Genomic DNA, 12,602 nt, shown 5'->3' on the forward strand with positions numbered 1-12,602 from the left:
TCTATTGGCCCTGTTCCTTGTACTTGGCCTCGGTTTCGGCTTTCTGGGGACGCCACCATGCTTCGTTGTCGCGGTACCACTTGATGGTGTCTTCGATGCCGGCCTCGAAGTTGGAGAACTCGGGCTTCCAGTCCAGCTCCGTGCGCAGTTTCGTGGAGTCGATCGCGTAACGGAGGTCGTGGCCTGGGCGGTCCACCACGTGGTCGTAGGCATCGTTGTCCTGGCCCATGTGCGCCAGGATGAGCTCCACGACATCCTTGTTGTTCTTCTCGCCGTCCGCGCCGATGAGATAGGTTTCCCCGATCCTGCCCTTCTCGATGATTGCCAGAACGGCGGAAGAGTGGTCGTTCGCGTGGATCCAGTCGCGGACGTTCTCGCCCTTGCCATAGAGCTTTGGGCGGATCCCGTCGATCACATTGGTGATCTGGCGCGGGATGAACTTTTCCACGTGTTGGTACGGGCCGTAGTTGTTTGAGCAGTTGCTGATGGTGGCCTGCAATCCGAAGGAGCGCACCCATGCCCGCACCAGCAGGTCTGAACCGGCCTTCGTCGAGGAGTAGGGGCTGGAGGGATTGTACGGAGTGTTCTCGGTGAACCGTTCCGGGTCATCGAGCTCAAGATCGCCGTAGACCTCGTCGGTGGAGATGTGGTGGAAGCGCTTGTCATGCTTCCGGGCGGCTTCGATGAGCGTGTAGGTGCCGATGATATTGGTGTCCAGGAAGGGACGCGGGTCATGCAGCGAGTTGTCATTGTGCGACTCTGCGGCGTAGTGGACCACGACGTCGGCCGCGGCCACGAGGGGCTCGACGACGGAAGGGTCCGCAATGTCCCCCTGGACGAACGTGAGCCGCTCGCTCGGTAGGTGCTTGATCGACTCCAGGTTCCCGGCATAGGTGAGCTTGTCCAGCACTGTGACGTGGTGGTCCGTGTTAGCTATGACAAAGTGGACGAAATTTGAGCCGATGAAGCCGGCGCCGCCGGTTACGAGGAGTCGCTGCATAGTTCCATACGTTACCGGATTTACGCCAGTTATCTGTTCCGCAATGGCCGCGGACGAGCGTCGCATTGATCCTGTCAACGACGCCGGTTCACGGCGAGAGCGAAAAACCCTCCACCTACCCCGAAGGCGGGGACCCAGCGATGGGTCCCCGCCTTCGGGCACTTGCTGCAGCTACGGGGTGAGAAGCTTGACCCCGCTTGCAGAGCTCCAGGTAATTGTTGCGCCTTGGAACGACTGGGTGCAGCTCGTCCCATCGGGGCTGCAGGTCTGACTCGTCGTCGGATAACCAGCGCGGCCGCCTTCAAAGCCCTGACCGGCCCAGGCTTGTTGGATCGGTCCGGGCACCATGGCTTGCGCACCGCTCGTCGGGGACCACATGATGGTCCCGTTCTCGAAGTTTTCGAAGCAACCGCCATTGCGCAGTCCGCAAATCGTGGCGCTCGTCGGATAGCCGAGGCTCCCTGATTCGAAGCCTGACTGCCCCCACCGTGCACGGATCGGGTCGGAAGTCATAGGCTGGGCGCCCGTGGCCTGGGACCACATGACGGTTCCCTTTTCGAAGTTCTGGAAGCAGCCCCCGTTGCGGAGTCCACAGATCTGCGCGCTCGTGGGGTACCCGAGGGTCCCTCCTTCGAAGCCCGACTTGACCCAGGCGTCCCGAATCGGACCCATCAAGAGAGCGTTGGCACTTGTCCCGGCAGACAACATGATGGTGCCGCCTTGGTAATTCTGGAAGCAGCCACTGTTCCGGAGGCCACAAACGACGCCGGAGGCCGGGTAACCGAGACGCCCGCTCTCGAAGCCTCCTTGTTGCCACAGGTCGCGGATCGGACCGTTGATGCTTGGCTGCGCACCGGTAGCCGGCGAGTACATCAAAGCGCCCTTGGCGAACATCTGGAAGCAGCCGCCATCCTTAAGGCCGCAGATTTGAGCAGAGACCGGATAGCCGAGTGAACCTGTCTCCATGCCTGAGAGCTTCCACGCGTCCAGCATTGGGCCCGCGGCTACCGATTGGATGGGTGTCGAGTTCGAATAGACCACGGATCCCTTTTCGAAGGACTGGATGCATCCGGAGTCTGTGAGTCCGCAATTTGCGGACGAGGTCGGATATCCGAGGGATCCGTTCTCGAAACCGGACTTTTGCCAATAATCCAAGAGCCTTCCGGTGAGCGTGAAGGCGCCGGTATTCGGGGAGAACATTATTACCCCGCCTTGGAACAATTGGTAGCAGCCGCTGGCGCGGAGTCCGCAGACTTCCTTGGCCAGAGGGAATCCGATTGGCACTGACTGGGCACGCGCGGTGTTCCACGTGTCCGCGATTCCCAGGATGATCGGCCACGCGCCGGAGGTTGATGTCCAGGCGACCACACCTCCCTGGAATTTCTGCACGCACGAGGAAGCGTCACACGTCGCTTCCGCTACCGGATATCCGAGCACCCCGTTCTCGAACCCGGTTCCTCCCCAGGCATCCAACATGGGTCCGGATTTGACGAGCACGGGTGGCGTGGATGGGCTCGACAGAACCGATCCGGCCTGGAACGTCTGGAAACATCCCCCGTTCTTGAGCCCGCATGTCAGGGAACTGGTCGGATAGCCGAGCGCCCCGCTTTCAAAGCCTTTCGACGCCCAGTAGTCCCGAATTGCTCCCGGTTGGACCAGCGCAGCCCCTGAGGCTGGTGACCACAGGAAACTTCCACCCTGGAAGTTTTGGAAACAGCCACCGTTCTTGAGCCCACAAATGAGCTCGCTCGTGGGGTAGCCGGCCCGGCCGCTCTCCAGTCCGGTACTCCGCCAGGCATCGGCTATGGGGCCGGGGGTGATTGGCAGCGCCCCGGTTGCCGGCGACCACATGATCGTTCCGCCCTGGAATCCTTGGAAGCAGCCGCCGTTGACGAGACCGCAGGTGATCGCCGTCGTCTGGTTCCCCAGGGCCGGGTGGCCGTTGCGATACGCACTGATCTGGTCGGACGCCGCCTGCGGGACGGAGTTCCCCGCGAAAGTCGAGAGTGAGGCGAAGTCGCCGTTCCAAATGTTTGAGTCGCCCGAGAACGGGCCTGTGCTGCTGTATTGCCAAAAGCTGAATTGATTCCAACTGGCCGGAAGCGTCCCCGGCGAACTGCTGGGACTTGAAGGATAGGAAGCGATCCACAGCGGATAGTTGGCGAAACTGCCCGAGTTTCCTGTGCATGTGGCCCACCAGTCAGTGGTGCTGTAAATGACGGGGTATCGTCCGATGAGCGACTTGACGGTATTTCCAAAGTCGGAAATCCACGAGGCCATCTGGCCTGCAGACATTCCATAACAAGTGTTACCGAAATAGAACCCATTGATGGTCTGGCCCTCATACGGGTTGTACTCGATGTCGAGCACGGGAGGCAGGGTGTATCCGTCAGCGGACCATCCACCACCGTTGGCCACGAAATACCTGGCTTGGTCTGCGCCGGATGACCAGTTGGGAATGGCAAAGTGGTAAGCCCCCCGGATCATCCCGACGCTGCGTGAACCATCGTATTGCTGGGAGAAATTCCCATTGACGTAATAGTTGCCCTCAGACGCCTTGACGTAAGCGAAGCGCGAACCTTGGTTCCACTGCGCCGCCCAGTCAACGTTGCCCTGGTACGCGCTAACGTCCTGGCCGGCGATCCCGTACGGCGGACTCCAATGGCCCGGGTCGGTCGCCTGGGAAATGGCTAGGGGAATTGCACCGGCTACTGCCCGGGAGCCGGCCACCACATGCAACGACTCTTCCTGCTTGTTTGCCATGACACGAGGAGAGCGTTGACCCATCTCGGCACCGCCGGACGGGATCGCCTTTCGCATTGCGGCCTTCATAGCGTCGGCGGTCGTCGGGTTTCCGCCGGGCATCTTGATCGCATCTGAGGCCTGCGGCGTGGGAATTGCGGGATCAGAGCCTTGAACGCTTGGCGCCGGGGAAGGCGCTGGCGCGGGGACCGACGGCGTTGCCGGATTAGGAGCGCTTGGTTTGGTCGCTGATGTCGTAGCCGGAGACGACGGTGACGGGGCTGTTGGCACCAGCTCCGAAGCGCCGGACTGTGCAGGGGCAGCGACGGTCATCAGCAGCACCAAGGATAGCGCCGCGCCTGCGCGGGCCAAGGGTGAACGACGGGCCGTTTCGGCTTTGGTTTTATTCATTTTCAATTCCGGCAAGGTGCCGCTCAATTGACGGCACATGGTGATAGCTTGCGACTGCAGCTCCAGCAACTAACGCTTCTGCAGTGCACCATAAGGGCCAGCTCCTAACCGGGACACCATAGCATTCGGGGGCAGGAGTGGCCAGAGTTTTATGTGTTGCTGGTGTGACTGGTGGTTGAACAGTTACCCAACGACCACGCCAGCTCGGTCGCCACCCTGTTTCTGTCCGAACGCGGGGTACTCCGAGCCAGACGGTTCACGGCGACCGGACTGGCATCCAGCTGTGCCCGATTGCGGTCCTCAACGTCCGATTCTGGCGTTGTAGCGGTACATGAACGCCGCCATGGCGTCGCGGTTGACGGGGTTCAGCGGCTGGAAGGTGCCGTCGGCATATCCGGTCGTGATGCCGGTGGAGGCCAGCCACGTGATTTCGAGATAGAACGGGCTGACTGGGGTGAGATCGGTGAACGGTGAGACGCCGGGCTGGGTGTATGCGGGTTTACCGGCAAGTCGGTAGAGAAATGCAGCCATGGCGTCGCGGTTGACGGGATCCGAGGGGCGATAGGTGCCGTCGGGGTATCCGGTCGTGATGCCGGTGGTGGCCAGCCACGTGATTTCTTTGTAGAACGGTGAAAGGGGCCCAATGTCCTTGAACGGAGAGATCGCCGGGGGCACGTAGGCGGGGCTTCCCCTCAGGCGGTAGAGGAAAGCGGCCATGGCCTCGCGGGTGACGGGCTGGACAGGGCGGAACGTTCCATCGGGATATCCGGTGGTGATGGCGTTGTAGGCCATCCACGTCACTTCCGTGTAGAAGGGGTAGCTTCCGGGGATGTCGGTGAAGGAAGGCGGGCTCGAAGCCGTGAATGCCGTCAGGCCTTGCGCGGTGCCGAGTCCGGTGGGTCCGTCATAGCCGAAGCCGGCGGTGCATAGATAAGGGATGGTGCACGTGCCGTTCGCACCGTTCGCAACGTCATTCAGCGCCCAGGGGGAGCCGTAGGCAAGTTGGGCAGGGGAGGTCCCCGCAGGTGGAGGGCCGGCGAGGGCGTATGTGGCTGCGATGACGGGGGCGGCCGCGCTGGTTCCGCCAAAGACCATCCACCCGCTCATCCCGTTGCTGGGCGTGCTGTCGTAGACGGCGACGCCGGTGCTCGGGTCGGCGACTGAGGCCAGATCGGCGACGGTGCGGTTCGGGCAGCCCGTGTCGTGCTGCCAAGCGGGCTTCGGCTCGTAGGCGGAGCAACCGCTGCCCGGCCCGGCAGCGCCGGAGCCGGTGGCTCCCCACGCGCGTTCCGTCCAGCCCCGGACTTTGCTTGTGTCGAGGTTCAGGGTGGTGCCGCCGGCTGCGACGACGTTGGGGGAGGACGCCGGGTAGTTCACCGTGGGCGGGGCGGTGGCGTTCGTGTAACCGTTGTCGCCGGAGCTGGCCACGAGGGGGATCCCGGGGTGATTGAAGTATTCGGCATCGTATCGGGTGATCCCGGAGGATTCCGGTCCACCGAAACTCATCGACACAGCACTGGCACCTAGGTTGACCGCCGTATTGACCGCTGCACCCAGATCGGTGAGGGAATTGGATGAGGCCTCGACCAGCAGGATGTTGCAGTTCGGGCAGGCCGCCGAGACCATCTGGACATCGAGGGACGCTTCCTGCGCCCACCCTGCGTCGGCGCCCGGCAGGGAATTTCCGCCTGCCTGGTCCACTTTGCGGAAGCATCCGGTGGCTGAGACGCACTCACCCAGCTTGTACTTCGTCCGGTAGATACCAAGATCAGCCTCGGCAGTCGGGGCATCGTACGGATCCACTACCGCTACCGTTCTGCCGGTGCCTGCGGTGAGTGAAGGCAGCTTATAAGCGGACTGCAGGTCTGCCGGTCCGTATCCAGCTGGAACCAGCTGCCCCACGGCCAGGGGACCGGCAATTTCATCATCGATCTCCGCATGGCACGATGCGTAGCCCGGGGGTGCGTCGGCGCAAACCTTTGAATGCCGGTGTCCCTTCAGCCGTGCCATGGCCTGGGCAGCCGGTGTGGGCTGAGGGGGTGGGACAGTTGCCGTTGACGGTCCAGGAAGAAGACTGGTTGAGCTTTCTTCTGCCTGCGCAGGCCCGACGATCGCGATCGGCAGCATCAGAACCGCCGTGGCGGCTAACCATCGTGGCCGGCTGAACCAGCGACCGCGGGAGTATCCGCGCGGTGTTTTCGGCATGAGATCCTTCTTTGCACGGGATTTGGGCGTCGGGAGTGACCAGAGATTCACGTGTTTCTGGTGTGACTTAGAGATAAGACAATTATCCACAAGTCACTCAATTTGACTTGGTCTCGCCTAGAAGCCTCCCCTACTTTTAACCTTGTTGAAGGTTTTCCGCAGCGCCTGGGCGCATGCTGCATTGGGGGGAAAATGGAGGCTTTGCGCATCGTAGAGGATGAAGTCCGCGAGCTGATTCGTCGCCGCGGACTGGATCCTTTGAGCCAAGCGGTCGAAGTGCACCGGCTCGTCGAGGCCGCCGTCAATGACTACGACGAGCGGGCACTCCTTGGTCCGTTGCCTCCTTTGGGACACTTGGACAGCGCCCGCAAGTACGTGTTCGACGCCGTTGCCGGCTTCGGGCCGCTCCAGCCGCTTCTGGATGACCCCACCATAGAAGAGGTCTGGCTCAACGCGCCCAACGAGGTTTACGTTGCCCGGAATGGCGAATCCGAACTTACCTCGATCAGCCTCGGCGAGCAGCAGGTTCGCGACCTCGTTGAGCGGATGCTTAAGAGTTCCGGGAGGAGGCTCGACCTCTCGTCACCCTTTGTTGACGCAGCCCTCCCCGACGGTTCGAGGCTCCACGTCGTCATTCCCGACGTAACCCGCCGCCATTGGGCCGTGAATATCCGGAAATTCGTGGTCAAGGCGACCCGGCTCGAGCATCTAGTGGAGCTGGGGACACTGACCCCCGAGTCAGCCCGATTCCTGGGAGCTGCGGTGGCCAGCGGATTGAACATTCTCGTCTCCGGAGCCACCCAGGCAGGAAAGACGACAATGCTCAACTGCCTGGCAGCCAATATCGGCTCCCGGGAGCGGGTCATCACTGTCGAAGAGATCTTTGAACTCCACCTTCCGTTGCGTGACGTCGTCGGCCTCCAGTGCCGCCAGCCAAACCTCGAGGGTCAAGGCGAAATTCCCTTACGCCGGCTCGTCAAGGAGGCACTTCGCATGCGGCCGGATCGCCTCGTGGTGGGCGAAGTCCGGGAAGCGGAAAGCCTGGACATGCTCATTGCGCTGAATTCGGGCCTTCCCGGCATGTGCACCATCCATGCGAACTCCGCCCATGACGCCGTGACCAAGATTTGCACGTTGCCGCTGCTGGCCGGCGGGAACATCTCGAGCGCGTTCGTGGTGCCGACCGTCGCATCGTGTATCGACCTCGTGGTCCATTGCAGCCGCCACCCGGACGGACGCCGCCAAGTCACCGAGATCCTTTCGTTGGGTCGGCGCGTGGAGAACGGCATCATTGAGTCGTCACAGGTGTTCGCGATTCAGGACGGCAGACTCCAACCCACGTCGAATTCCATGCCGGCAGCAGAGAAATTTTCCCGGGCAGGTTTCGACGTCGCCGCGCTGCTGGAGCATTACTGATGGCCCCGCTGCTTGGCGTTCTCTGCGGACTGGGGATGTTCCTCATCTGGTGGTCTGCGTGGGAACACCCTCCCGCCGTCAAGGAGCCCAAACCGAAACGCCTTGAGTCCTTGTTGCTCACGGCCGGGATTGAAAAGGTGAGCGGCGGGGGATTCATTGCATCGTGCCTCGGATTGGGACTTTTCACCACACTCGTGATCTATATCGTGACAACGTCCTTTTCGATCGCGGCGTGCTTCGGCCTCTTTGGTGCGTGGCTTCCCCTGGCCGTTGTGAGATGGCGGGCGCGCAGGCGGACCGCCATGCTCCGCGAGCTCTGGCCCGACGTGGTCGACCATTTGCGCTCGGCGATCCGCGCGGGACTTTCGCTGCCGGAGGCGCTTATCCAGCTCGGGGACAAGGGCCCCGAAGAGCTGCGGGCACTCTTCCGGGAGTTTGGTGCGGATTACCGTTCCGGTGGCCATTTCGATTCGGCGTTGAACAAACTCAAGGAGCGCTTGGCGGATCCCGTTGCCGACAGGATCATTGAGGCGCTCAGGCTGACCCGCGACGTGGGCGGATCCGATCTGGGCCGGCTTCTGGGAACTCTCGCTGAGTTCCTTCGTGAGAGCGCGAGGACCCGCAGTGAACTTGAGGCACGACAATCATGGACCATCAACGGAGCGCGCCTCGCGGTTGCGGCCCCATGGATCGTCCTGATGCTGCTGGCTAGCAGGCCGGAGGCTGTTGCCGCTTACAACTCCGCGGCCGGGATCAGCGTGCTTGGAGGCGGAGTGCTGGTCTCGGCGCTCTGCTACTGGGTCATGCTGCGCATTGGCGCGCTTCCCGAAGATGAAAGGGTGCTTCGATGACGGCGCTGACTGCACTAACCGTATTGTGCGGACTTCTCATGGGCGCCGGACTTTGGCTGATCTTTGTTCGCATGCCGTTCATGCGCCCCATTCCGTTCGCGGAGCGGATCGAGCCGCAGCTCAGGTCCCAGAACCTTGGATCGCGGTTGCTGTCGGCCCCGGACGTCGCGCCGTTCGGCCCGTTGGAGCGTATTGTGCGGCCTGTTTTCCAGGACGCGCTCCGCTATCTGGCGAAGTTCAACCTCGGCACCGCGTCCCTTAACAAAAGGCTGGCCAAGGCCGGCTCCGCAAAGTCCGCCCTGGACTTCCGGGCAGAGCAGTTGCTTTGGGCGGCGGCGGGCTTTGCCGCGGCGGTGGTCGTAGTGCTCATGAGTGCGGCGGGGGGACGGTTCAGTCCGGGGATTGCCGTCGTCTCGGTCTTGGTTTCCGCGCTGGGTGGATATCTTTTCCGCGACTACATGCTGGGGATGCGGATCAAACGCAGGGAAAGGCTGATGCTGGCGGAATTCCCCAGCCTTGCCGAACTGATGGCCCTGGCGGTGGGAGCGGGGGAGAGCGCCAGCGGGGCCCTCGATCGAGTATGCCGGACGGCCCGCGGCGAGTTGGCGAAGGAGTTTTCCTTGGTACTGGGCGCCATGCGGGCAGGTACGCCCTTGGTCGAGGCCTTGCACGGGTTTTCGGGACGAACCGACCTCGGCCCGCTGGTTCGGTTCGTGGATGGAATTGTCGTTGCCGTCGAACGCGGTACTCCATTGGCCGATGTCTTGCGGGCCCAAGCTGCGGATGTCCGCGATTCAGCCAAGCGGGAGCTGATGGAAACGGCTGGTCGCAAGGAAATCGCGATGATGGTGCCGCTGGTTTTCGGAGTCTTGCCGCTCACCGTGGTCTTCGCCGTCTATCCCGGCTTGGCCGCGCTGAATCTTGGCTTCTGACGATGACCTCCGGCAAAGCCTTTCCATCACATGAATATCGGTTCGAATGCCGATACCAAAACCGCACGGAAATCTACAACGGATTCCTGCACAGGGAAATGGGGGAAAAATGAAACAGGGAAAAATGAATAAGCGCGGACGTCGAGGCCTGCCCGCATCCGGCCTTTTGCTGTGGCAGCTGTGGACGCTCCTGTCGCCCGGATCAGCACTAGGAACAAGACCAAACCAACGTCCGATGCCCGACGACGACCATCCCGAGCGGGGCGACGTGCCTGGTTGGGTGATGATCACCTTGATGTCCGCCGCGCTTGTCGCCGGTCTGCTGGCGCTGGCCGGCCCGGCACTCGAGGCACTCTTCAACCAGGCCATGAGCAAGGTCGGAAAGTAGTCCATGCCGTTCCGCAGCAGGGGAGCGGGAGACGGCAGTTGCATGAGTGCAGGTCGCGGCGATGAACGCGGCTCCGCCGTCGTGGATTTTGTGCTGGTCGGCGGTCTGTTGACCGTATTTTTCCTTGCCGTCATTCAACTGGCCCTTGTGTTGCATGTGCGCAATACCCTCATTGATGCGGCATCGTCCGGAGCCCGGTACGGCACTCTCGCCGACCGGACTCCGGCCGATGCGCGTGAGCGCACCGCAGACCTGATCGGAACAGCGCTGAACGCAGACTTCGCCCGGGACGTCTCGACGTCGGAGGCTGGTTTCCAAGGAATCCGCACCTTGGAAGTGACAGTGCGGGCACCGTTGCCGGTCATCGGGTTGATTGGACCCGTGGGGGCGTTGGAGGTGAGGGGGCATGCTGCGTCTTCCCGCTGACCTTGGCCGTACCGTCCTTGCCCGTTTCAGGGAGGCCGCCCGCCTGCCGTTCCCGGACGGCCCGGAATCCAGCGGTTCACAGTGTGGCGCGGAGCGGGGAAGCGCGGTAGTCGAGTTCATCCTTATGGCACTCCTGCTCATGGTTCCCTTGGTTTATTTCATTGTCACCATTGGACAAATCCAGGGTGGCTCGTTCGCCGTTGTGGGGGCAGCGGACCAGGCCGCCAAGGTGTACGTCATGCAAAAGGACACCTCCCAGGGGCGCGTCGCCGCTGAACAGGCTGCTCTTTTGACCCTCGCCGACTATGGACACTCCGCGGAGCAGGCGCTTGTGGACGTCGCGTGCGACCGTGGCGATTGCCTGTCCGCCGGGGCAGCGGTCACGGTTACGGTCAAGCTCACGGTTCCGTTGCCGATGGTGCCTTTTGGAGAGGCTCTGAGCCTGGACGCCGCGAATCTGAGTGCGTCGGCCACGCAAATCGTCGGACGGTTCCGGTGAGGGATCTTCCTGGGCAAGGGGATGTGCTGCGGACACGCGGATCGGAGGGGGAACACGGCCAATTGACGGTCTTGACCATCGGTTATGTGGTGATCGCGTTGTTGCTTGCAACGGTCGTTGCTGCGGCTTCCGCCATCTACATCGAGCATAAGAAGCTCCTCTCCCTGGCGGACGGAGCTTCGGTGGCAGCGGCGGACAGCTATTCCCTTGGCCAGGTAGACGGTGGTGCCGAAACCCCGTCGGCCGTCCTCAACAGCGAGCGGGTGCGCCACGTGGCCGGGTCATACCTCAGCCAAAACGGCGCCCATTCACGATTCGATCAACTTGCCGTCGCCCCTGGTACCGGAAGTCCGGACAGCACTACGGCCGAGGTTGTGCTGAGCGCGGTCGCCCATCCGCCCGTGGTCAGCTTCATCCTTCCCGCCGGTGTGCCGATCGAAGCCCGTTCCACCGCGCGTTCCCGGTTGACGCGCTAGTTCCAAGCGTCATACGTCCAGTCCCGTGCGGAGGCAACCAACGGATGGCGTACTCTGGAACAACCATGGCTCAGATTGATTTTCCCGCAGAAATCCGCGCGCTCCGCTCCATCTACCGCTCCATCGAACAGGTTTCCGATGTCGAAAAGCTCAAGGAAGAGATCGCTGAACTGAGCGAGCGGGCGGGTGAACCGAACCTCTGGGACGATCCAGCATCCGCGCAAGTGATTACGTCCAAGTTGTCCCACCGGCAGTCCGAACTTGAGCGGTTGAACAGGCTGACGGGCCGAATCGACGACCTTGAGGTCCTTGTCGAGCTCGGCCAGGACGAGGACGACGACGCCTCCATGGTCGAAGCCGCCACGGAACTCGAATCGATCCGCAAGTCCCTCAAGGAACTTGAAGTGGTAACCCTGCTCTCAGGCGAATATGACGAACGCGAAGCCGTCGTCACGATTCGTGCCGGCGCCGGCGGTGTTGATGCGGCGGACTTCGCCGAGATGCTCATGCGCATGTACCTGCGGTGGGCAGAGCGCCACGGCTACCCGACCACGGTCATGGACACCTCATACGCCGAAGAAGCCGGCCTCAAATCAGCGACTTTCGAGGTCAAAGCGCCGTACGCGTTCGGGACCCTCAGCGTCGAAGCCGGGACGCACCGGCTCGTCCGCATCAGCCCGTTCGACAACCAGGGCCGGCGGCAAACGTCCTTTGCCGCCGTCGAAGTCATCCCGCTCATCGAGCAAACCGACTCAATCGACATTCCGGACAATGAGATCCGCGTCGATGTGTTCCGGTCTTCCGGTCCTGGCGGGCAGTCCGTCAACACGACGGACTCCGCAGTACGTTTGACCCACATTCCCTCGGGGATTGTGGTGTCCATGCAGAATGAGAAGTCCCAGCTGCAGAACCGCGCAGCGGCAATGCGCGTTCTCCAATCAAGGCTCCTCCTCCTGAAAAAGGAGCAGGAAGATGCCGAGAAGAAGGCATTCGCAGGTGACGTGAAGGCATCCTGGGGTGACCAGATGCGTTCGTACGTGCTCAATCCGTACCAGATGGTCAAGGACCTGCGTACTGAACACGAAGTAGGCAACACGTCAGCGGTATTCGACGGCGACATCGACGACTTCATCGACGCCGGCATTCGCTGGCGCACGGGTAACCGCAACGCCGAAGGGTAACGCCGCCTGAGCTGGGAGCCTGATTAGGCGACACACCGCAGCAAGCCCGCGATTCCATGGCGGAGCGTGCGTATA

11 protein-coding genes are annotated in these 12,602 nt (G+C 62.2%); 8 read left to right on the forward strand and 3 right to left on the reverse strand.

Annotated features, from left to right (window positions below):
- Window position 1 precedes the first annotated feature (1 nt).
- The 3 genes from rfbB to QRN45_RS01865 form a co-directional block, all read right to left on the reverse strand.
- Window positions 2-1,000 carry a dTDP-glucose 4,6-dehydratase gene (rfbB, locus tag QRN45_RS01855; RefSeq protein ID WP_078108409.1) on the reverse strand — a complete coding sequence of 333 codons (999 nt, stop codon included), beginning with the start codon at window positions 998-1,000 and terminating at the stop codon, window positions 2-4.
- Between the two features lie 171 nt (window positions 1,001-1,171).
- The gene (locus QRN45_RS01860; protein WP_284762288.1) at window positions 1,172-3,763 is read right to left on the reverse strand and encodes a GH25 family lysozyme; all 2,592 of its coding nucleotides are present in this window, start codon (window positions 3,761-3,763) and stop codon (window positions 1,172-1,174) included.
- Window positions 3,764-4,453: 690 nt separating this feature from the next.
- Window positions 4,454-6,163, reverse strand: coding sequence for an S-layer homology domain-containing protein (locus QRN45_RS01865; protein ID WP_284762289.1), 1,710 nt, complete (start codon window positions 6,161-6,163; stop codon window positions 4,454-4,456).
- Between the two features lie 387 nt (window positions 6,164-6,550).
- On the opposite strand from QRN45_RS01865, the gene QRN45_RS01870 reads away from it, so the two are divergent.
- The 8 genes from QRN45_RS01870 (at window position 6,551) to prfB (ending at window position 12,527) form a co-directional block, all read left to right on the forward strand.
- On the forward strand, window positions 6,551-7,774 hold the full coding sequence (locus QRN45_RS01870) for a TadA family conjugal transfer-associated ATPase (protein WP_284762290.1): 1,224 nt from the start codon (window positions 6,551-6,553) through the stop codon (window positions 7,772-7,774).
- Window positions 7,774-8,625, forward strand: coding sequence for a type II secretion system F family protein (locus QRN45_RS01875; protein ID WP_284762291.1), 852 nt, complete (start codon window positions 7,774-7,776; stop codon window positions 8,623-8,625). Before QRN45_RS01870 ends, QRN45_RS01875 begins: the two co-directional genes overlap by 1 nt.
- Window positions 8,622-9,557, forward strand: a complete 936-nt coding sequence (locus QRN45_RS01880; RefSeq protein WP_284762293.1) for a type II secretion system F family protein — start codon at window positions 8,622-8,624, stop codon at window positions 9,555-9,557. The genes QRN45_RS01875 and QRN45_RS01880 overlap by 4 nt, the downstream gene beginning before the upstream one ends.
- A gap of 235 nt (window positions 9,558-9,792) precedes the next feature.
- Window positions 9,793-9,945 (forward strand): hypothetical protein, encoded by a 153-nt coding sequence (locus QRN45_RS01885; protein ID WP_241709249.1) that lies wholly within the window; start codon window positions 9,793-9,795, stop codon window positions 9,943-9,945.
- A gap of 42 nt (window positions 9,946-9,987) precedes the next feature.
- Entirely contained in the window at window positions 9,988-10,371 is a 384-nt protein-coding gene (locus QRN45_RS01890) for a TadE family protein (protein WP_241709250.1), read from the forward strand.
- A complete protein-coding gene (locus QRN45_RS01895) occupies window positions 10,352-10,870 on the forward strand; it encodes a hypothetical protein (RefSeq protein ID WP_284762294.1) in 519 nt (172 codons plus the stop codon). Before QRN45_RS01890 ends, QRN45_RS01895 begins: the two co-directional genes overlap by 20 nt.
- A gap of 62 nt (window positions 10,871-10,932) precedes the next feature.
- Window positions 10,933-11,346, forward strand: coding sequence for a pilus assembly protein TadG-related protein (locus tag QRN45_RS01900; protein ID WP_284762295.1), 414 nt, complete (start codon window positions 10,933-10,935; stop codon window positions 11,344-11,346).
- A 65-nt stretch (window positions 11,347-11,411) separates the two neighbouring features.
- Entirely contained in the window at window positions 11,412-12,527 is a 1,116-nt protein-coding gene (prfB, locus tag QRN45_RS01905) for a peptide chain release factor 2 (RefSeq protein WP_284762296.1), read from the forward strand.
- Window positions 12,528-12,602: the final 75 nt, after the last annotated feature.

Source organism: Arthrobacter sp. efr-133-R2A-63, assembly GCF_030209795.1.
In the GTDB taxonomy this organism is placed as follows: domain Bacteria; phylum Actinomycetota; class Actinomycetes; order Actinomycetales; family Micrococcaceae; genus Arthrobacter; species Arthrobacter bambusae_A.

Bases quoted from the DNA above. Each gene is read 5' to 3' on its own strand.
- QRN45_RS01865 (WP_284762289.1), bottom strand. From the start codon at position 6,163: ATGGCACGGCTGAAGGGACACCGGCATTCAAAGGTTTGCGCCGACGCA.
- QRN45_RS01885 (WP_241709249.1), top strand. From the start codon at position 9,793: ATGCCCGACGACGACCATCCCGAGCGGGGCGACGTGCCTGGTTGGGTG.
- QRN45_RS01895 (WP_284762294.1), top strand. From the start codon at position 10,352: ATGCTGCGTCTTCCCGCTGACCTTGGCCGTACCGTCCTTGCCCGTTTC.
- rfbB (WP_078108409.1), bottom strand. From the start codon at position 1,000: ATGCAGCGACTCCTCGTAACCGGCGGCGCCGGCTTCATCGGCTCAAAT.
- QRN45_RS01890 (WP_241709250.1), top strand. From the start codon at position 9,988: ATGAGTGCAGGTCGCGGCGATGAACGCGGCTCCGCCGTCGTGGATTTT.
- QRN45_RS01860 (WP_284762288.1), bottom strand. From the start codon at position 3,763: ATGGCAAACAAGCAGGAAGAGTCGTTGCATGTGGTGGCCGGCTCCCGG.
- QRN45_RS01880 (WP_284762293.1), top strand. From the start codon at position 8,622: ATGACGGCGCTGACTGCACTAACCGTATTGTGCGGACTTCTCATGGGC.
- QRN45_RS01875 (WP_284762291.1), top strand. From the start codon at position 7,774: ATGGCCCCGCTGCTTGGCGTTCTCTGCGGACTGGGGATGTTCCTCATC.
- QRN45_RS01870 (WP_284762290.1), top strand. From the start codon at position 6,551: ATGGAGGCTTTGCGCATCGTAGAGGATGAAGTCCGCGAGCTGATTCGT.
- prfB (WP_284762296.1), top strand. From the start codon at position 11,412: ATGGCTCAGATTGATTTTCCCGCAGAAATCCGCGCGCTCCGCTCCATC.